The following is an 18,647-nucleotide window of genomic DNA, read 5'->3' as shown; positions in this document are numbered from 1 at the left end:
ACGTCCATCGACACCATCCAGCCGGAAGCCTCCAGCGACCCCCCATCGCCGGAGGCTTCCGTGCACCCCAGCCCAGGAACCAGCCCGGCCACGTAGCTGATGTGCTGAAAGAGCTCACGCTGTAGGCGCGCTTGGTCCGGGTTGGTAGAGGGTATGACTGATTCGCAGCATGAAGACGGCCACGCCTGGACCTGGGAACCCGCCGTCGGTGCCCTCACCGCCGTCGCCCTTTTGGCCGTGGTGGCGGTCCAGGCCGGCCGCAGCCTCACCCTCGCCGCCGCCGGCGCCGGGTGGCACTGGCCACCGTCGGCCGCGCTGGTCACCAGCAGCTGGGGCATTCTTGCCGGTGATCTCCACGCCGGCCTCACCACCCACGGCGCCGCCAACGTCTGGGTCGCGTGGCTGATCGCCGCGGCGCTGTTCATCGCCGGCCTGACCGCCGCCATCGTCCTTGCACTGCGCGTCACGGCAGGCCGCCGCTTCAAGGGCATGGCCACCACCGGGCAGGCCGAACAGCTCCTCGGACTGGGTCGCCTTCGAGCGAACCGGGCCGTGATCCGCCCCGACCTCTACAGGAAGGGGTACCGGCGATGAGCAGGTTTGAGCCCACTGAGGTGGGGTGGCGGATCGGGACCAGCAAGGTGCCGGTCGGGGTGGCGTTGTGGCAGCCGTGGGACCGTACAGCCGGCGTCATCGGCCCCCAAGGATCGGGCAAGACCCTCGACATCCTCACCCCCGCCCTCCTCCAGGCACCCGGCGCCGCGCTGGTGACCCTCACCAAACCAGACGACCTGCTCCTCACCCTCGCCGCCCGGCAAGCCAGAGGCCCTGTGGCGGTACTCGACCCGTTCGGTGCCGCGCCAGGGTTGCCGGAGTTGATCTGGGACCCGATCGACGGCTGCGTCGACGCGACGGTGGCCGAGAAGCGCGCCAAAGCGTTTTGCGCCGGCACGCTGGGCAGTGGGGGAGACGGGGCCGACTCCGCCGCTCGCTTCTACGCCGCCGAAGCCGCGAAAGTCATCCAGTGCTACCTCCACGCCGCAGCCCTGGCCGGCTACACCCTCAACGACGTCCTCGAATGGTCCGCGAACCCCCGCACCGCCACCCTCCCCTCGGAGATTCTCCGCTCGCATCCGATGGCGGAACCGAACTGGTCCGGTCTCCTCGCCGGCGCGGTCACCAACACCGACGAACGCACCGCCGGCAACACCAAATCCACCGTCGACCAAGCCCTCGCCCTCTTCGTCACCCGAGACCGCCGCGAACGCTGCGTCCCCACCGCAGGCCGCCCAGCCGTCGACATCGCCGACCTCATCCGCAGAAACGGCACCATCTACCTCCTGGGCCGCGAAGACCCCTACGTCTCCGCGTCCCCGCTGATGACCGCCGTCGCGGAGCACGTCCTCGACACCGCCCTACAGCTCGCCAACGAGGGGCGGTTCGGCCGACTGTGTCCGCCGATGCTGGCCTGCCTCGACGAACTCCCCTCCACCGCGCCACTGCCGACTCTTGCGACCAGGATGGCCAATGAGCGGGCGTTGGGGATCTCGTTCATCTGGGCCTCCCAAACCTGGGCCCAGCTCACCCGCATCTTCGGCGAGCAGCAGGCCCGCGCGATCAAGGACCTCACCAACAGCCTGATCATCTTCGGCGGCTCCAAAGACGCCGGGTTCAACCGCGAGATCAGCGACCTCCTCGGCACCCGCCGGATCACCCGACGGAATCAACAGCACGGTCAGCATGGCTCGATCTCCACCCACGGCGAAGACACCCCCGTCATCCGACCCGAACAACTCCGCGAACTGCCCACCCGCACCGCGCTGGTGGTGGCCGAGAACGGGAAGCCGATCCTCGCCACCCTCCACCGCGCCATCGACGGCAAACCCGGCAAACGCCTCCTCGACCAGCAGCACGCTGCACGCCGGCTCATCACCAACACCCCCGACGCCCGCCTGATGAGCCCGGGGGAGAGAACCGCCATGGCGCACTCCTACGCCCGCCAACTCGGCCTCACCGACTGAAGGACCTGAATCGCTATGGCTCAGCTACTGCCGTTTCCCGATCTCACACAGCGCATGCTCGCCGCCTACATCGACCTTGCAGCTTTCGCCCGCGGGGGAGAGGCCGCTGAGGAGATCATGGCCACAGGTGAGATCCTGCCCAGGATCTGGGACCTCACCACCATCGCCGACCCGGAACTGCGCTGGGACTGCTGGACGTGGCTCGACGCGTTCGTGCTCTGGCTCAACGCGCAGCACGCCTGGTACTCCGCCGACCACACCCCCGCCTGCTGGCCCGAGCACCCACCCCTGGTCCGGGAACTCGGCACCCTGGCGTTCCTAAGATTCCAGGCCGGCGAAGCCACCGGGCCGCTGCCGTTGGAGGAGTGGCACCGCTACGCGCTGCCCGGTTACCTCGACCGGACCCGGGATCAGCGCCGCGCCTGTGAGGAGAAGCACCAGCCCTGGCCCGGCCGCGCCGCCCACACCCGCCACGCCAACGATGACGCCGCGGCCCGGCGCCTTCGGCTGTTTCGGGACGATTGCGACCTGACCTCCGACGACGGTGAGGAGTCGGTCACCCTCAGGGCCCTCTAGAGGCGTTCGGTCGCGCTGAGGGGAGAGGGCTATAGCTCGATGGTGGAGATCCTGTCGCCGCTGACCCAGCCCACCAGTAACTCACCGTCCTCGACCCGCACCACCTGCCCTTCCCAGCGGCCGGCGGTCTTGCGGCGGTCAACCACCAAGGCAGGGCAGGTGCTGTCGAGCCAAACATGACGCACCCGCTGATCGTCGAGAACCCTTGGCATTCGTCCGAGACGATCGCCGAGAGACCCAAACTCAGATCGCTTCATGGTCATGGTGGGACGGTACGCAGCAGTGCCGACATCTTCAGCGCTAGACGAGTCCTCGACACACAGGGGTCGCGATTCGCCTGCCTACCTCCGAGACGGCAAGCGCTAGCAGCACATGACCGAGGGGTGCCACGACAAGATCGCACAGCGACAATCCGCGATGGCCGAGGCCTACCGTACGGTCGTGGACCGCCGCCCATTCCTGTCGCGCCGGCTGACCTACACGCGGACGGCTGCCCCCCTTCACCCCGTAGGGAAGGCGTTGAGGTACCGCTGGGTCCACTTGCTGCCCCAGCCCCTCGAACGCCGCCGGGGCGCTGCCCGCGGACGACGAGTCGTCACCAGCAGCTCCCCGAACAGGGATGTCATCGCAAACCCCTAACAATGACGGGCTCCGGGACAGTAGGGGTTCTACCTGCGCCGACGTATGTCGAGGCCGCTTCGGTGGCCCTGGCCACCGCTCGCAGCAGTGCCGCGGATCGGTCCATGCCTTCGGCAACGTATGCCGCGTGGAACTCGAGTCCCACGGTGGCACCGAAGACGTCGCCGGCCCCGACTGGGGCCAGTTCGTCGGCGACTGGTTGCGTCAGGATATGTGTTGCGGTGCCGTGGTGGCAGAAGGGTGGCGCCGCGTGGTCCTTGGGTGACCACGAAGCCGGTGTCCCGCGCGGCGTCGTTTGCTGACCAGCGTGTGGCCTTGGCGAGGGCGTCGGTCAGGTCGTCGTCGGAGAAGACGACGAGGTCGAAGCAGGACCACGTCGCGGCCTCATCGTCATCGATGTCGCGACGCAGCACCTGCCGGTAGACGTCGTGGGTCGTGGGGCCGCTGGTTCGCATCAGGCCTTGGGCCAGGAGCACGCGGACGGGGAGTCTGTCCTGGCGTGCCGCGGCGATGGTCTCGATGTCGTCGGTTCGATCGTGGTCGGGGACCAGTGGGCAGAAGTAGAGCAGGTCGAAGGCCCCCCGGGAGGCTGGCACGCGATGGGCTGGAGTGGGCGGTCGGCGGGGCGCCAGTACTGGACTCGTTGCTGGTCGGTGACGTGGTCGGTCTCGGTTCGCCTGGTCGGCTCGACCACGTTCCTGTAGGACAAGGAGCGCTGGCCGGAGGGTCCCTGGTCGCAGGCGAACTCGTCGAGGAAAGGAAGCAGATCCGAGGCATAGGGGCCGCTGACCACGGGGCGCAGCCCATGCTCCAGTCGAAGGTGCCGGGCGATGAACAGGGTCGGTGACCCCCACGTCGAGGCGAGGGCCTGCCTGCCCACCGTGTTGTGGTCGATGCACCGATCGCCGATCACGATCGCCGAGGGAGGCTCTCCGTGCGGGGTCGCCTGGGACGGGTGGGCTGACTGGACAGATGCCGTGTGCAGGTCCCGTCGTCGTGCCGCCGTGGTACCAGACGGATGGATGCCGTGGGGAGCGGCGCTTCTGGTCACTGGTACCCCCCTTGCCTTGGGCGTTCGCTTGGTTTGTGTGGTGGGGTCGGAGCCTCCGCCGCGGCCAAGTTCAGTGGCGGTGCCCGGCGCCTGGGCGGCCGTGCATGAAGAGCATCATGCCTGCGCAGAGGAGGCCTCCGATGAGGGCGCCTGCGCCGCCTCCGCTGAACAGGGACCACAGGCCGAACCCGATCAACGGTAGGCACATCAGGAGCATGTGCCACATGTGGCCACCGTGGCCTTGGTGCTGCTGGGCGGGTCCGGTGGCCGCGGGTGGGGCGTCGGGGCCTGTGTCGGTGGGGTGGTGTTGGCTGTGGAGGCTCATGGGCCGGGTTCCTCTCGTGCGGGTGCTACTTCTACTGTGCCGGGGGCGGATTCAGATCCGGTCCGCGGCTGGTCAACCTCTGATCAAGAACGGTTCAGCTGCGGACGAGGCGGGCGATGGCTGTGGAGGCTTCGGCGACCTTGGCGTCGCGGTAGGCGGGGTCGGGGGAGTCGATGGCCTGGGTGAGGCAGTGCTGGAGGTGGTTGTCGACCAGGTCCAGGGCGACTGAGCGCAGCGAGCCGGTGACTGCTGAGGTCTGCGTGAGGATCTCGATGCAGTTGGCGTCCTGATAGACCATGCGGGCGATGCCGCGGATGTGGCCTTCGATCACGGCGAGTTGGCCGATGAGTTCCGGACGCTGTGGGTTGCTGGTCATGTCGTCCTGGACCTGGTCTGGTTCGGCGCCTAGTGGTGGTGCGGGGCGGGGGTGGGCTCGTGGTGGTGCTCGCCGTCGATCTGGGGGTGTCCGTAGCGGGCGGGGTCCGCGTCGAAGGCTTCGGCGCAGTGGGTGGAGCAGAAGTAGATCGTGGTCCCCGCGATGGTGCGGGTGGCGGCCGCGCTGGCGGGCTTGACCTTCATGCCGCAGACGGGATCGATGTGGGTGGCGGCGGGGGTCTTCTTGCCGAACATGGGGGTGTCCTTTCCTGTGGTGTGGTGCTGGGTGGTGGGGGTCTCGCCGCCGATCTCGACGACGGGAGTGACGGGGGTGCCGAGGGTGGGGGTCTGGTCGATGGGGTGTGGTGCCCAGCGGCGGAGCCGGTTGGCGTTGGTGACCACCGACAGTGAGGACAGCGCCATGGCTGCGGCGGCGACCATGGGGCTGAGCAGGATCCCGAAGACGGGGTAGAGCAGACCGGCGGCGATGGGGATGCCGAGGGTGTTGTACAGGAACGCGAACACCAGGTTCTGTTTGATGTTGCGCATGGTGGCCCGGGACAGGTCAACGGCGGTGACCACCCCTGACAGGGCGCCGGAGATCAGGGTGATGTCGGAGGATTCGATGGCCACGTCGGTGCCGGTGCCGATCGCGGAGCCGACGTCTGCCTGCGCGAGGGCGGGGGCGTCGTTGATGCCGTCGCCGACCATTCCGACGATTTTGCCTTCGTCCTGGAGCCGTCGGACCTCGGCGGCCTTGTGGGCGGGCATCACTTCGGCGACCACGCGACGGATCCCGACCTGGGAGGCGATCGCGGCGGCGGTTGCCCGGTTGTCGCCAGTCATCATGATGACCTCGATGCCGCGTGCCTGGAGGGCCGCGACCGCGGCGGGGGAGCCGTCCTTGATGGTGTCGGCGACCGCCACGATTCCCGCGGGGAGCCCGTCGACGGCCACCAGCATCGGCGTCTTGCCCCCTGCTGCGAGCGCGTCATGCAGCGGCCGCAGCGTGTCGGTACTGATGCCATTTTCGTCGAGAAGTCGCCGGTTGCCGATCAGGACGTCGTGGCCGTCGACGTGGCCGCGGACGCCTTGCCCGGTGACCGAGTCGAAGTCAGTGACCTCGCCCAGGGTGAGACCGCGGTCGGTGGCGCCGGTGACGATCGCCGCCGCCAGGGGGTGCTCGGAGCTGTTCTCGATAGCGGCGACCCAGCCGAGGAGCTGGTTCTCATCGAACGCTGCCACGGTGGCGACGTCGGTGAGGGTCGGTACACCCTTGGTGATGGTGCCGGTCTTGTCGAGGATGATCGCATCAAGCTTGTGCGCGGTTTCCAGCGCTTCAGCGGAGCGGATCAGGATGCCGTGTTCGGCTCCCTTGCCGGTGCCCACGGTGATCGACATCGGGGTCGCGAGCCCCAAGGCGCAGGGGCAGGCGATGATCAGGACCGAGACGGCGGCGACGAGCGCAAACACGAACACAGGCGGGGGACCCACCAGCAGCCAGATCGCCAGCGTCCACACCGCGATGATGATCACGACCGGGACGAAGTAGCTCGAGACCTTGTCCACCAGCCGTTGGATGGGGGCCTTCGAGCCCTGGGCCTCACGGACCAGTTTGATGATCTGGGCGAGCAAGGTATCGGAGCCGACCTTGGTGGCGACATAGCGCAGTGCCCCGGTGGCGTTGATGGTTGCGCCGATGATCGTGTCGCCGACCGTCTTGGCCGCAGGGATCGACTCCCCGGTCACCATCGACTCGTCGACCGCGGAGGATCCGTGAATCACCTCACCGTCAACGGGCATCTTCTCCCCGGGGCGGATCACGATCACATCCCCGACCACGACGTCCTCGACCGGGATCTCCAGCTCCACATCTTCGCGTAGGACGCGGGCGGTGCGGGGCTGCAGACCGATCAGCTTACGGATCGCTTCACCGGTGCCGGCCTTGGCTTTGGTTTCCAGGAGCCGGCCGAGCAGGATCAACGTGATGATCACCCCGACGGCTTCGAAGTACACCTGCCGCAGCTCCTCAGGCAGTAGTCCGGGGGCGAAGGTCACCACCAGGCTGTAACCGAACGCCGCGACGGTGCCGAGCGTGATCAGCGAGTTCATGTCTGCGGTGCGGTGCGACAGGGCACGCCACCCCACGCGGTGGATCGGCCAGCCCGACCACAGCATCACCGGCGCAATCAGCGCCAGCTGCAACCAGGGACTCATCAAGATCTCAGGCACCCAGGTGGCGCCGAACAGCTCGACGGCCATCACCGCGATCAGCACCGGGGCGGTGAGGATAGCGCCGATGATCACCCGCCGGGTCAGGTCCCGGATCTCCGCAGCCCGCTCCGCCTCATCATCGGCGCCGTCGGTCGCAAGACCGGCCACTGCCGGGGAGGCGGCCACCTGCGCGTGCTGATGATCCGATGCTGTGGTGGGGGTGGGTGCGGTGTGGGGGTCGCCGGTGACGCGGATCAGACCGGAGACCATGTTCATGCCGCATGCGAAGCGGAACTCGCCGGCCTCAGTCGGGGTGAACTCGACGGCCGTGGTCCGGTACGCGGGAAGGCTCGCGTTGACCTTGAAGTCCGGCATCACCACCCGCGAGGTGCACTCGCCACCCTCTCGGCGGTCGAACATGATCCGCACCGGCATCCCCGGACGCACCCCGTCGATCACCCCCGGGTTGTAGCCCCCGTCGACAGTCACCTCCACCACCTGAACACCATCTTCGATGCGGACCTTCCCTGCCCGTTTCGGGCCGAAGAAGAACCACAACAGCAACCCGGTCAGGACCACCGCCCCACCTATGACCAGCCAGAGCATCACAATCTCCACTTCCACTCGACTCCCACCCAGTACCCTGGGGGGGTATGTATCCAGCGTAGACCCGCGCAGGTCCGGAAACGACCCAGAGGAGGTCAGGCTTCGGTCAAGATTTCCCGGCCGTCGTCCACAGGGGCTGTGGTGAGGGCATGTCGGAGCCGGCTGGGTCGGGGCCGGCGCCGGCGTCGGGTCAGTTCGAACCCGGAGCGGTCGAGGGTGGCTTGGACCTGGGCGCTGGTCACGGCGCCGGCCGGGGCCAGCGTCAACAGCGACTCCCCGTGCGGCTCCAAATCCATCCCGACGGTATGCACCCCGGGCAAGGCCCGGACCGCCTCCACGGCGCTGATCATGCAGCGCCAACAGCTGAGCCCACGCACCCCGTAGGTGGCCTGTGTCATCGTCGTCACGTCGAATCACCCTCTCTTCCTGGTCGGTTTCGCGTGTTCATGTTCGATGGTGCCCCCCGCGGTGTCGGGAACCGGTCTGGGTGGGGTCAAGATCCCGACAAGACCGGGCCAGGTGGGCGGATCTTCACCGCACCCTGTCCGGGTCCTACTCGTTGTTCATGTGACCGGCGGTGTGGCTCACCAGCCGGCGGGGCCGACAGCCGTCGGGTGCGTGGGGGCCCGGCGCGGTGGTCGAAGGGTGATCCACATGGCCGCCAACACGCCGAGGAGCCCGACGGCGGTCCATCCGCCCGGCCGCTCGCCCAATGCGACGGAGGCCAACCCGATACCAAGGACCGGAGTCAGGAACGTCCACGCCGTCAACGTGTCGAGCCTGGCTGCGGCGCGCCTCGGCGAACCACGCCACGGTCGTCGCTGCGGTACCAACGAGGGCCAGGAACGCCAGCGAGAGGACGAAACGGGGAGTCCACGCGATCACCGGCGAGCCCTCCACGGCCGCGGCGAACACCATCAGTCCAGCCGCGCCCATCAGCAGGTGCCACGCGGTGGCCGTGACCAGATCCAGCCCGGTCAGCCGCCGGGAGAGCAGGGTGCCGGCGGTCACGGCGGCGGCTGACAGGAGCGACAATGCCGCGCCGCCGCCCCCGCCACCGGGCAGCGCAACGACGACAAGCCCGGCGAAGCCGACGACCAGCGCGGCCGAAGTCCGGGGGGAGAGCCTCTCGCCGTAGAGCCACCAGGCGGGTAAGAGGATCAGCAGGGGCTGGGCGTTGGCCAGCACCGCGGCGGTCCCGGTCGCGCCGCCGGCGACCCCGCCGAACATCGCGGCGAAAGCCACCGTGACGTTGACCAAGCCTAGGACCGTGATGAGTCCCCAGGCACGCCAACCACGGGGGACAGGGCGGTGCAAGTCGGCGCCGAGGGCCAACAGGGCCGCCCCGGCGATCAGGGCCCGCAATGCGGCGAACCACAGCAGGGGGGCGTCGCGGAGCCCCCACTCGATCGCGACGAAGCACGCCCCCCAGGCCGCTGTGATCCACAGCATCCGCAACGGCCTCGGCCTCATCGGTTCGGTGGCCGCACCGGTGAGGGTAACGGGGACGTCCACGCCCACCCCCCTGGTCAGCGGATGCCGGACGGCACCGGAGCGGTGGGCTCCGGCTCCCGGGCCTGGCCTTGCGGCGCGGCCGGGGCCTGCTGCGCGGGCAGCCTGAGCTGTTTGAGCAGCAGGGCATTGACGGTGACGATGACCGTGGAGCCCGACATCGACAGGGCGGCGATCTCTGGGCGCAGCATCAGACCGAAAGCGGGGTAAAACACCCCGGCGGCGATCGGCAGCGCGATGACGTTGTAACCGATGGCCCAGGCCAGGTTCTGACGCTCCTTCCCTACGGTTCCCTTGCCGATGCGCAGTGCGACGGAGACGTCCAAAGGATCGGAGCGCATCAGGACGATATCCGCAGTCTCGATCGCCACGTCCGTCCCGGCACCGATCGCGATACCGATGTCGGCCTGGGCCAACGCAGGCGCATCGTTGACGCCATCACCCACCATCGCGACCCTCTTTCCGGCCTGCTGCAACTCGGCGATCTTGTTCGCCTTGTCCCCAGGCAGAACCTCGGCGATGACGGTGTCGATGCCGAGCTGGTCAGCGATACGCAGGGCGGTGGCCTCGTTGTCGCCGGACAGCATGACGACCTCGATCCCGGACTCGTGCAGGGCGGCGACAGCGGCAGCAGCAGTGTCCCGCGCGGCGTCGGCCAATGCGATGACACCAACCGCGCGCCCATCCACCGCGACGAGCACCGCGGTGCGCCCCGATGCGGCCAACTCGTCACGGCTCACGGCCAGGTCGCCGAGCTCGACGTTCTCCCGGGCCATCAGGCGGAGGTTCCCCACCAGGACACGTCGGCCGTCGACCGTGGCAGTTGCACCGTGGCCTGGGACGTTGAGGAACTCGCTCACGGAGAGCACGGGCACGCCGCGCTCGGCGGCTCGGCGGTCGATGGCGCGGGCCAACGGGTGTTCAGACTCACGTTCGACGGCAGCGACCAAGGCCAGCATCTCATCCTCGCCCATCCCCGCCGCGACAACGTCGGTGACCTCAGGCTCCCCCTTGGTCAGGGTGCCCGTCTTGTCCATCACCACCGTGTCGATCCTCGCCATCCCCTCGAGGGCGGTGGCGTTCTTGAACAACACTCCCCGCTTGGCGCCCATCCCGGTACCGACCATGATCGCAGTTGGGGTCGCCAGACCGAGGGCGTCGGGGCATGTGATGACCACGACGGTGATGGCGAAGAGCATCGCCTGTGCCACGCCGACGCCGGCGAGCATCCACACCGCGAAGGTAACAGTGCCGCCGATGAGGGCGACGAACACCAGCCAGAACGCGGCCCGGTCGGCCAGGCGCTGGCCCGGGGCCTTGGAGTTCTGAGCCTCCTGGACCATCTTGACGATCTGCGCCAACGCGGTGTCCGCGCCGACTCTTGCGGCGCGGACCCGCAAGGTGCCGGTGGTGTTGATCGAGGCACCGATCACGTCCGCGCCGGGCGCCTTCTCCACCGGCATGGACTCTCCCGTCACCATCGACTCGTCGACTTCGGACTCCCCCTCCTCCACCACCGCATCGACTGGGATCTTCGCCCCCGGCCGTACCAGTAGCAGGTCACCGGTGACGACTTCGGAGGTCGGGACCTCCACGGGCTGACCGTCCCGGAGCACGACTGCCTGGGAGGGCGCGAGTTCGAGCAGCGTGCGCACAGCGTCGGTCGCGCCGCCACGGGCCCGCATCTCCAGCCAGTGCCCGAGCAGGACGAAGGTGGTCAGGACCGTGGCGGCTTCGTAGAAGACCTCACCCCCGCCGGTGAACGTGACCACCACGCTGTACAACCAGCCTGCCCCGACCGCGACCGCCACCAGGACCATCATGTCCAGCGTCCTCGCGCGGAGCGCCCGGAAGGCCCCGTCGAAGAAGATCCACGCCGAGTAGAACACCACCGGCAGGGACAAGATCAGAGAGAAGACGTCGTCGCGTAGCCCGAAGGGTGCCGGCACGGTGAACCCCAGACCTCCCGCCCGATCGGCGACCAGAACAAGATGACCACCGACAGGACCGCGGCGACCAGGAGACGGTTGCGCATGTCTCGCACCATGTCCACCATCGACCCACCATGCCCGCCGTGGCCCATCACCGCCTGCGCGGATCCGCCAGCCTCATCCCCACCCCCGTGGCCGGTGTGCCGTTCGTGGCCGATGTGGGGGTCGGTCGAGACCGGTTCCGCCATGGTGTGGCTAGGTACCGACTGCCCGGTGCAGTGGTAGCCGCAGTCATTGACCCAGCCGACCAGTTGGGCGACCGAGGTCTGGTTCGGGTCGTAGGTGACCGTCGCGGTCTGGGAGACGGCGCTGGCCTCGACGGCCAGCACGCCGGGTACCCCTAGTAACGTCTTCTCGATCACTGATTCCGAGGTGGCCCAGTGCAGGCCACCGGCCTCTAGGACCCTGGTTTGACTCTTCATGATCGGGTCTTCCTTTCCGGCCGCTCGGCCGACAGGTCGTGCGCCGATGGGCTCGGCGGATGCCTGCCCGTCCGTCGGGTCTCAGGCCGTCGCCCTGACCGGGGCGGGAAGGAATCTCGCTGGTCACGGTACCGGCCGGGGGCGACAGCGACTCCACCGCGCGGCTCCGGCTACAGGTCGACGCAGTGGACGGCAGGTTTCTGGTGATCGCGGTGTCCCGCGAGCACCACATCCGCTCGGGCGCCATCTGAAGAACTGCCGCTTGAACCCATGTCGATCACCGCCTTTGAATCTCGACTTTGGCACGCACCCGCCACGGGACTTCGACCTACGCCGAAGAGCCCTTTCCTCGACGACCCGAGCCGCGGTGGACCCGTGGCGCCGCCACGACACCCCAAAGGGGTATGTCATCAGGGTAGGCACGGTGCAATCCGAAAGTCACGGTCAGGTGGTCAGGCTTCGGTCAAGATCCGGCCTTACGGTGTGGGTCCGGGCACGTGGACTGGGATCTTGACCAAACCTTGTCCGGGTCCTGCTCGTTGCTTGAGGTGACCGGTTGAGACTGGGCAGTGAGGCCCCGCGGTCACGTCGCGCGCCTGGAACAGTTTCGATGATGGGAGTGGGCTGTGTGGCCTGAGGTGTTCTCGATATTTGGTGTGGGGATCCAGTCCTATGGGCTGAGTAAGGCGCTGGCGCTGCTGGTCGGCGCGTTCCTGTTGGGGCGCGCGTTCACGCGGATCGGTTACGACAAGGAGCTGGCGCACTCGATCGCTTTGTGGGCGACGGTGTGGGGGTTCGTCGGCGCGAAGGTGTACTACCTGATCGCGAACTGGGACAACTTCAGTTGGCACCTGTTCGGCGGGTCCGGGTTCGTCTGGTACGGGGGCCTGATCGCCGGGTCGATCGCGGTGATCGTGATGACCCGACGCCACGACCTCCCCCTTGGACGGGTGGCGGGCGCGATGGCGGCGCCGCTGTCGGTGGCCTACGGCATCGGCCGGATCGGCTGCTTCCTGGCCGGGGACGGCACCTACGGCACGCCCACCGATCTGCCCTGGGGGATGGCGTTCCCCAACGGAGTGGTGCCGGTCGACGTTCCGGTGCACCCGGTCCAGCTATATGAAGCGGCCGGTGCATTCCTGATCGCCGGCATCTTGTGGGCGCTGGGCCGCAGACTGCGGCCGGTGGCCGTGTTCGGGTCCTATCTGATGCTCAGCGGAGCGGCCCGCCTCCTCGCCGAGATGGTCCGCATCAACCCACACGTCGTGCTCGATCTCACAGAGGCGCAGCTGATCGGCATCGCCAGCATCATCCTCGGCGCCGCCCTGATCCTCCGAGACACGTTCCATCCTGCTGCTCCAGTCTCAAACGTCTCCGCCGCCGACCCCTCGTCGGCTGTCCCCAGCCCCCATCCGGTCGGACGGTGAGCGGCGCGATGGACACGATCACCGATACCACCCCAGGCGTGACAGGGGGGCGTCGCGGCTTCTGGGGTGCGCTCTGGGCCGGCACACGGGCCACCCTCGGTGCGTTGATGGGCCTGGCGCCGCACGTGATGCACCACATCGGGTTCCTGGCCGGGGCCGCGCTCCTGACGGGATTCCTCGGCAACACGCTGCTCTACGTGGTCGGGTTGGCGTTGAGCATCCCCCTGCTGCGACGGCTGCATCGCCGGTTCAGCACCTGGAAGGCCCCTGCGATTGGCATAGCGGTGTTCACCGGCCTGTTCGCCCTGTCCGCCTTCGTGATCGGGCCACTGTTCAACCCCGCCACCTCCAGCGAACAAGACACCCCCACACCGGCCGCTTCCGCCAGCACGACCGGCGCCGAAGACCACGAGGGGCACCACAGCGCCTCGCCCACCCGATGATCAACACCACAATGAAATGAAAGGAAACCAAGCACATGTGCAATCACGAGCATGGACACCAGCACGGGAACCAGCAGGAGGGAGGCTGCTGCGGCGGTCACGCCGGCGGCGGTCAGGGTGGGGGCCATCACTGTCAACATGACGTTGTGGCGGGCCCAGGCGACGAGCTGGTCACCTGCACGGTCCGCGGGACCAGCACGCTGAAGTCCACCGCGGAGGCGGCGGGACTGTTCCGCGACGTCGAAGGCCAGCGGTTCTACTTCTGCTGCCGACGTTGCCAGGACCTCTTCGACGCCGAGCATCTCGCCAGCAACCCAGCCGCCTAACCCCGCCAGGTACGGCGTTCGCCAACCAGGACAACCGACGAAGCGCCCGCCCAGCCACAACGGCTGGACGGGCGCCTCATCGCTTGCACGCCTGGGTTGGTCAGAGGCTGGTGAGCATCTCCTGCATCTCGGTGATCTCAGTCTGCTGGTCGGCGATGATCTTCTCCGCCAGCGCCACCGCGTCGGGGTTCTGGCCCTCGGCCAGCTGCTGCTCGGCCATCCCGATCGCACCCTCGTGGTGGGCGATCATGGCCTCGAGGAACGCCTGATCAAAGTCGGCGCCGGACATGCCGTCGAGTTGGGTCATCATCTCCTCCTGGCTCATGCCGTTCATGTCCATCCCGCCCATGTCCATACCGCCATGCCCACCGGGGGAGACGTCTTCACCCCAGGCGCTGAGCCAGGCGGTCATCTCCTCGATCTCAGGGCCTTGTGCCTCGGCGATGCGCTCCGCGAGGGCCACGACCTCGGGTGTTTCGGCGCGTTCGATCGCCAGCTGGGACATTTCGATGGCGCCCTCGTGATGGATGATCATCATCTGCGCGAACGTGGTGTCCTGGTCGTTGTGCTCGGCGGCCACCTCAGATGAGGCGCTCGCCGACGCCGACTCGGACTCAGTGGCCGTGGCGGAGGTGCTGCCTGTCGGGGAGGTGGTCGCCGTCGGGGGAGTGGCGCCCTGGTCCGCGCAGGCCGCCAGGGTGGCCGTCAGGACCAGCCCCGCCAAAGTGGCAGTGATCCGCTTAGTGCGTGTCATGAAAGATGCTCCATTCCTGGCCGACGGGGGCCGCCGGTCCTAACGTCGAGGCTATGAACGATCAGCTCAAGAGCCAACCCGTGTAAGGTCAAGAATCGATCAAGACCCGCTCAGGTGCTGGCGCGGTGGGCAGGTGCAGGGTGAAGATCGAGCCGTGTCCGGGGCCGGGGCTGGCGGCTGTCAGTGAGCCGCCGTGAGCCAGGGCGAGGCTGCGGGCGATGGTCAGCCCGATCCCGGAACCGCCCGCATCGCGGGCCCGTGCCGTGTCAGCGCGGTAGAACCGGTCGAACACCTTCGAGAGCTGCTCCGGGGTGAGGCCATCGCCGGTGTCGGTGACCATGATCACCACCTCATCCCTGGACTCGCGCGCGCTGAGGCGCACGATCCCCCCGATGGGGGTGTGCCGCAGCGCGTTGTCGAGGAGGTTGCCCAGGATCTGTCCCACCCGCTGCGGATCCGCTGCGACGAAGCCCGGGTCGGAGTCCGCAGACAACGTGACTCCCTTGGCCTGGTATCGGGTGGCGACGGAGGCGACGGCGGGCTCGATGAGGTCCCACACCGCCTGGGTTTGGGTGTCGAGGGTGAATCGGCGTTCCTCGGCGCGGGACACGTCGTCCAGGTCGGAAGCGATCTTCTTGAGCCGGGCGGCCTGGAGGGTGAGCAGCTGTTGGCTGTCGTGGTCCCAGGGGACCACGTCGTCGATGACGGCCTCCAGCTCAGCGGTCAGGGTTGCGAGAGGGGTGCGAAGCTCGTGCGCCACGTCGGAGAGCAGCCGCCGTCGGCTGGTCTCGGTGGAATCCAGGCGGCTGGCCATGTCGTTGAACGCGTCGGCGACGGCCGTGAACTCGGGACTTGTTCCACTCTGGGGGACGCGGGCGGTGTAGTCGCCTGCCTCGAGCTGGGCGGCGGCTGCGGTCAGTTGTTCCAGTGGGCGGCGCAGCCGCCTGGTCTCGATCCAGGCCAGGCCGATAGCCAGCGTGAGCGCCACCACCAGTCCGATGCCCAACGATCTGACGCCAGCGTCGAGGAACGCCTGCTCCACATGCCCCATCTCGGCAGTTCCGTTCGCGTGACCGAGTTGTTGCAGGTGTTCGTGGAACAGTGGGGGCCCGACCACCACAGCGACCAGGGCGGCGGTGATCACGCCGACTGCCACCACCAGGGCCTGGGTGAGGAAGGTGCGGGTGCCCCACCGCATCCGGCCCACGAGACCGCGCAGCCTGGTCATCGCCCTGGTCCCATCCGGTATCCGACTCCGCGGACGGTGAGGATGTAGCGCGGTTCCGCGGGCGGGTCGTCGAGCTTCTTGCGGAGATTTGCCACATGGACGTCGACGACGTGGTCGTCGCCGGCCCAGCCCGGGCCCCACACCGCGTCGATGATCTGCCGCCTGCTCAGCGCCACGTTGGGTCGGGCTGAGAGTGCGTCGAGGATGTCGAACTCGGTGCGGGTGAGCCCCACCTGCTGGTCGTCGACCCACACGTCGCGGCCCTCCGCGTCCACCTGCAGCCGCCCGAACTCGCGCGGCGCGGTCAGTTGTGCGACGTGGGTCTGGCGGCGCGGGCGTCTCAGCACGGTGTTGACGCGGGCGATGAGCTCGCGGGGGCTGAACGGTTTGGTCAGGTAGTCGTCGGCGCCCACCGACAAGCCGATCAGTTTGTCGACCTCGTCGGCCCGGGCGGTCAGCATCAGGATGTAGCAGTCGGAGAACAGCCGGATCTGGCGGCACACCTCGATGCCGTCGATGCCGGGTAGGCCCAGGTCAAGGATGATGACGTCGGGGTCCAGGTCTTGCGCCGAGGAGACGCCGTCCGGGCCGGTGTAGGCCAGGGCGGTGTCGAAGCCTGCCTTGTTGAGGTAGGAGGCGACGATCCCTGCCAGCGGGCGCTCGTCGTCGATCACCAACACACTCGACCTGCGGGGCTCAGCCATACAGCCATTATTGACACTCCCCGCCCGCCACCCCACCCCCCTCACGGTGCTGGGGGAGTGTTCTTGGCCGAACCTTGACCCCGCCTGAACCGTTCCCTGATCTACAGGGTTGAGGATGGAAGGGTGAACAAGATCCCGGCACCTGCCTTGGCGGCCGCCCCCACCGATGTGGTGGACGTCACCCTGGTCACCACCCCGGCCTGCCACTTCTGCGACGACGCCCACCAGCGCCTCCACTCCCTGGACCGCGCAGGACTGCTGCGGCTCACGACGGTGGAGGCGGAGTCCCCGCGAGGTCAGGCACTGATCGCCGAGCACCGGCCTGGGAGCTTCCCGCTGACGCTGGTGGAGGGCAGCTATTTCCACGCCGGCCGCATTCCGCGCGGCAAACTCGCTCGGCTCGTCGACCGCCTCGGTGCCCGCTGATGGGCGCCGACCTGCTCAGCGCCGGCGGGATCCTGGCGGCATTCCTCGCCGGCGGGGTGGCGCTGTTCGCCCCGTGCTGCATCGTGTTCCTCGCCCCCAGCTACCTGGCCGCGGCCGCGAAGAACCGCCGCTGGAGACTGATCCCGCTGACCTTCGTGTTCGCCGCCGGCCTCGCGCTCGTTCTGGTCCCCATCACGATGGGCGTCAGCCTGATCGCCGGCGCCATTGCCAAGTACCACGTGGTTCTCTACTGGGCCGGCGGCCTGTTGATGATCGGACTCGGCCTGTTGGCGTTGTCGGGGGCGATGTGGTCGATGCCGTCGTTCCTCCGGGCGCCTGACACCGCACGCGGTGACACTGCCACCTTCTTCAGCCTCGGCGTGTTTTCCGGCATCGCCTCCAGTTGCTGCGCGCCGGTCCTGGCGGGCGTGATGACCCTGTCGGCGCTGTCCGGCTCGCCCGTGGGCGGCCTGGTGCTCGGTCTGGCCTACGTGTTCGGGATGGTGATCCCGCTGTTCGTGATGGCACTGCTGTGGGACAAACGGCCCGAAAGGATGCGCAGCCTCCGCGCCAAGCCCATCCGGATCAACCTGGGCCGCTTCACGCTGGCCACCAACACCGTCAACCTGCTGGTCGCCGTCGGGTTCGTGATCATGGGCATCCTCGTGATCGGCCAAGCCGGCGCCACCGAGATGACCGGCGCCGACGCCCCTCTCGTGGGCATGGGCGCCTGGCTCTCCGAGGTCTTCGCCTGGCTGATCGCGATCACCGCCCCTATCCCCGAGGCCGTCCTCGGACTGGCACTGCTCGCACTGGTGGCCGTGTTCGTCATCGCCACCCTTCGCGACCGCCGACACGCCAAGCCCACCGCCGCCGTCCATGACTGCTGCGACACCCAACTCGCACCGACCCCCGCGCCCGAAGGAGCCAGCACTCCGACGACACTCTCCCAGGAGCCACGATGACCCCCACGAACCCCGCAACCTCACGGCGCGAGCAACTCAAAGCCCGCCAGGAGGCCGAGACTCAGCGCGACAAGACGCGCCGCACATGGACCCGGATCATCGGCGCACTGGTCACTGTGATCGTCGTGGCCGTCGTCGGTTACGGGCTGTGGTCCGCCATCCCCGAGCAGGGCGACACCCAGCGCCTCGCACCCGACTTCACCCTCACCACCACAGCCGGCACCAGCGTCACTCTCAGCGACCTGCGACCCAACCCGGTGCTGATCTATTTCAACGAAGGCGCCGGCTGCGCCTCCTGCACCATGCAGATGGCCGAGATCGAGAAGAACCCCGGATTCGCCGAGGCGGGCATCGAGGTGCTGCCCATCGTCATGAACAGCGCCGAGCAGATCCTGCCCGACATGCAGCAGTTCGGCGTCACCACCCCCTATCTCCTCGACGACGGGACCGTGTCGAAGGCGTACGACGTCCTCGACAAGGGCATGCACCCCGGGATGCCCGGCCACGGCTTCGTCCTCATCGACGGCGACGGCGTCCAACGCTGGAATGGCAACTACCCCTCCATGTGGCTCGACCCGAAGGAACTCCTCGACGAGGTCACCACGCGCCTCCAGTGATGCCTTGGGGGTCCACCGGATCAGC

Annotated in this window: 20 protein-coding genes; 9 read left to right on the top strand and 11 right to left on the bottom strand. The window is 68.2% G+C overall.

The features are described 5' to 3' along the window. Positions 1 to 153: 153 nt before the first annotated feature. From BCR15_RS13970 to BCR15_RS13960, 3 genes are read left to right on the top strand one after another with little or no spacing between them, the layout of a single operon-like run. On the top strand, positions 154 to 594 hold the full coding sequence (locus BCR15_RS13970) for a hypothetical protein (protein ID WP_068752824.1): 441 nt from the start codon (positions 154 to 156) through the stop codon (positions 592 to 594). Then, positions 591 to 2,021: a type IV secretory system conjugative DNA transfer family protein gene (locus BCR15_RS13965; RefSeq protein ID WP_068752823.1), complete on the top strand. Its 1,431-nt coding sequence runs from the start codon at positions 591 to 593 to the stop codon at positions 2,019 to 2,021. The genes BCR15_RS13970 and BCR15_RS13965 overlap by 4 nt, the downstream gene beginning before the upstream one ends. A 15-nt stretch (positions 2,022 to 2,036) precedes the next feature. Further along, complete coding sequence (locus BCR15_RS13960; RefSeq protein ID WP_068752822.1) at positions 2,037 to 2,597, top strand: hypothetical protein; 561 nt, start codon at positions 2,037 to 2,039, stop codon at positions 2,595 to 2,597. A 29-nt stretch (positions 2,598 to 2,626) separates the two neighbouring features. Here the strand turns inward: BCR15_RS13960 and BCR15_RS14790 are convergent, their stop codons facing one another. The 8 genes from BCR15_RS14790 to BCR15_RS15415 all read right to left on the bottom strand — a co-directional run bounded on the left by BCR15_RS14790 (position 2,627) and on the right by BCR15_RS15415 (position 11,732). Next, entirely contained in the window at positions 2,627 to 2,860 is a 234-nt protein-coding gene (locus tag BCR15_RS14790) for a hypothetical protein (protein ID WP_073186953.1), read from the bottom strand. Between the two features lie 1,497 nt (positions 2,861 to 4,357). Then, positions 4,358 to 4,612 (bottom strand): hypothetical protein, encoded by a 255-nt coding sequence (locus BCR15_RS13950; protein WP_068752820.1) that lies wholly within the window; start codon positions 4,610 to 4,612, stop codon positions 4,358 to 4,360. A gap of 94 nt (positions 4,613 to 4,706) precedes the next feature. After that, a complete protein-coding gene (locus BCR15_RS13945; RefSeq protein ID WP_068752819.1) occupies positions 4,707 to 4,988 on the bottom strand; it encodes a metal-sensitive transcriptional regulator in 282 nt (93 codons plus the stop codon). Between the two features lie 29 nt (positions 4,989 to 5,017). Then, entirely contained in the window at positions 5,018 to 7,807 is a 2,790-nt protein-coding gene (locus BCR15_RS13940) for a heavy metal translocating P-type ATPase (RefSeq protein ID WP_068752818.1), read from the bottom strand. A gap of 95 nt (positions 7,808 to 7,902) precedes the next feature. Next, positions 7,903 to 8,214 (bottom strand): heavy-metal-associated domain-containing protein, encoded by a 312-nt coding sequence (locus tag BCR15_RS13935; protein WP_068752817.1) that lies wholly within the window; start codon positions 8,212 to 8,214, stop codon positions 7,903 to 7,905. A gap of 145 nt (positions 8,215 to 8,359) precedes the next feature. Further along, positions 8,360 to 9,259 carry a DMT family transporter gene (locus tag BCR15_RS13930; protein WP_218058973.1) on the bottom strand — a complete coding sequence of 300 codons (900 nt, stop codon included), beginning with the start codon at positions 9,257 to 9,259 and terminating at the stop codon, positions 8,360 to 8,362. A gap of 77 nt (positions 9,260 to 9,336) precedes the next feature. Further along, entirely contained in the window at positions 9,337 to 11,268 is a 1,932-nt protein-coding gene (locus BCR15_RS13925; RefSeq protein WP_256094676.1) for a copper-translocating P-type ATPase, read from the bottom strand. After that, on the bottom strand, positions 11,226 to 11,732 hold the full coding sequence (locus tag BCR15_RS15415; RefSeq protein ID WP_256094675.1) for a cation transporter: 507 nt from the start codon (positions 11,730 to 11,732) through the stop codon (positions 11,226 to 11,228). The genes BCR15_RS13925 and BCR15_RS15415 overlap by 43 nt, the downstream gene beginning before the upstream one ends. Before the next feature lie 626 nt (positions 11,733 to 12,358). Here BCR15_RS15415 and BCR15_RS13920 point away from each other — a divergent pair. The 3 genes from BCR15_RS13920 to BCR15_RS13910 all read left to right on the top strand — a co-directional run bounded on the left by BCR15_RS13920 (position 12,359) and on the right by BCR15_RS13910 (position 13,928). Continuing rightward, the gene (locus tag BCR15_RS13920; RefSeq protein WP_068752816.1) at positions 12,359 to 13,159 is read left to right on the top strand and encodes a prolipoprotein diacylglyceryl transferase; all 801 of its coding nucleotides are present in this window, start codon (positions 12,359 to 12,361) and stop codon (positions 13,157 to 13,159) included. Between the two features lie 8 nt (positions 13,160 to 13,167). Next, on the top strand, positions 13,168 to 13,602 hold the full coding sequence (locus tag BCR15_RS13915) for a hypothetical protein (protein WP_068752815.1): 435 nt from the start codon (positions 13,168 to 13,170) through the stop codon (positions 13,600 to 13,602). Positions 13,603 to 13,748: 146 nt separating this feature from the next. Further along, a complete protein-coding gene (locus BCR15_RS13910; protein WP_068752814.1) occupies positions 13,749 to 13,928 on the top strand; it encodes a hypothetical protein in 180 nt (59 codons plus the stop codon). Between the two features lie 100 nt (positions 13,929 to 14,028). On the opposite strand, the gene BCR15_RS13905 is transcribed toward BCR15_RS13910, so the two are convergent. The 3 genes from BCR15_RS13905 to BCR15_RS13895 all read right to left on the bottom strand — a co-directional run bounded on the left by BCR15_RS13905 (position 14,029) and on the right by BCR15_RS13895 (position 16,614). Next, entirely contained in the window at positions 14,029 to 14,682 is a 654-nt protein-coding gene (locus BCR15_RS13905) for a DUF305 domain-containing protein (protein WP_068752813.1), read from the bottom strand. 88 nt (positions 14,683 to 14,770) lie between these two features. After that, positions 14,771 to 15,910 (bottom strand): sensor histidine kinase, encoded by a 1,140-nt coding sequence (locus BCR15_RS13900; protein WP_083196635.1) that lies wholly within the window; start codon positions 15,908 to 15,910, stop codon positions 14,771 to 14,773. Beyond that, a complete protein-coding gene (locus BCR15_RS13895) occupies positions 15,907 to 16,614 on the bottom strand; it encodes a response regulator transcription factor (RefSeq protein WP_068752812.1) in 708 nt (235 codons plus the stop codon). Before BCR15_RS13895 ends, BCR15_RS13900 begins: the two co-directional genes overlap by 4 nt. 123 nt (positions 16,615 to 16,737) lie before the next feature. On the opposite strand from BCR15_RS13895, the gene BCR15_RS13890 reads away from it, so the two are divergent. Genes BCR15_RS13890 through BCR15_RS13880 form a run of 3 tightly spaced genes read left to right on the top strand, consistent with a single transcriptional unit; the run spans position 16,738 to position 18,622 of the window. Next, positions 16,738 to 17,040: a glutaredoxin gene (locus BCR15_RS13890; protein WP_218058971.1), complete on the top strand. Its 303-nt coding sequence runs from the start codon at positions 16,738 to 16,740 to the stop codon at positions 17,038 to 17,040. Further along, positions 17,040 to 18,005 (top strand): cytochrome c biogenesis CcdA family protein, encoded by a 966-nt coding sequence (locus tag BCR15_RS13885; protein ID WP_083196634.1) that lies wholly within the window; start codon positions 17,040 to 17,042, stop codon positions 18,003 to 18,005. The genes BCR15_RS13890 and BCR15_RS13885 overlap by 1 nt, the downstream gene beginning before the upstream one ends. After that, positions 18,002 to 18,622: a peroxiredoxin family protein gene (locus BCR15_RS13880; RefSeq protein WP_068752811.1), complete on the top strand. Its 621-nt coding sequence runs from the start codon at positions 18,002 to 18,004 to the stop codon at positions 18,620 to 18,622. Before BCR15_RS13885 ends, BCR15_RS13880 begins: the two co-directional genes overlap by 4 nt. Positions 18,623 to 18,647 lie beyond the last annotated feature (25 nt).

The organism is Tessaracoccus lapidicaptus, from assembly GCF_001693815.1.
GTDB lineage: Bacteria > Actinomycetota > Actinomycetes > Propionibacteriales > Propionibacteriaceae > Arachnia > Arachnia lapidicapta.
The sequence above is the reverse complement of the archived record's forward strand: the minus strand, read 5'-3'. Positions and strand labels throughout refer to the sequence as shown.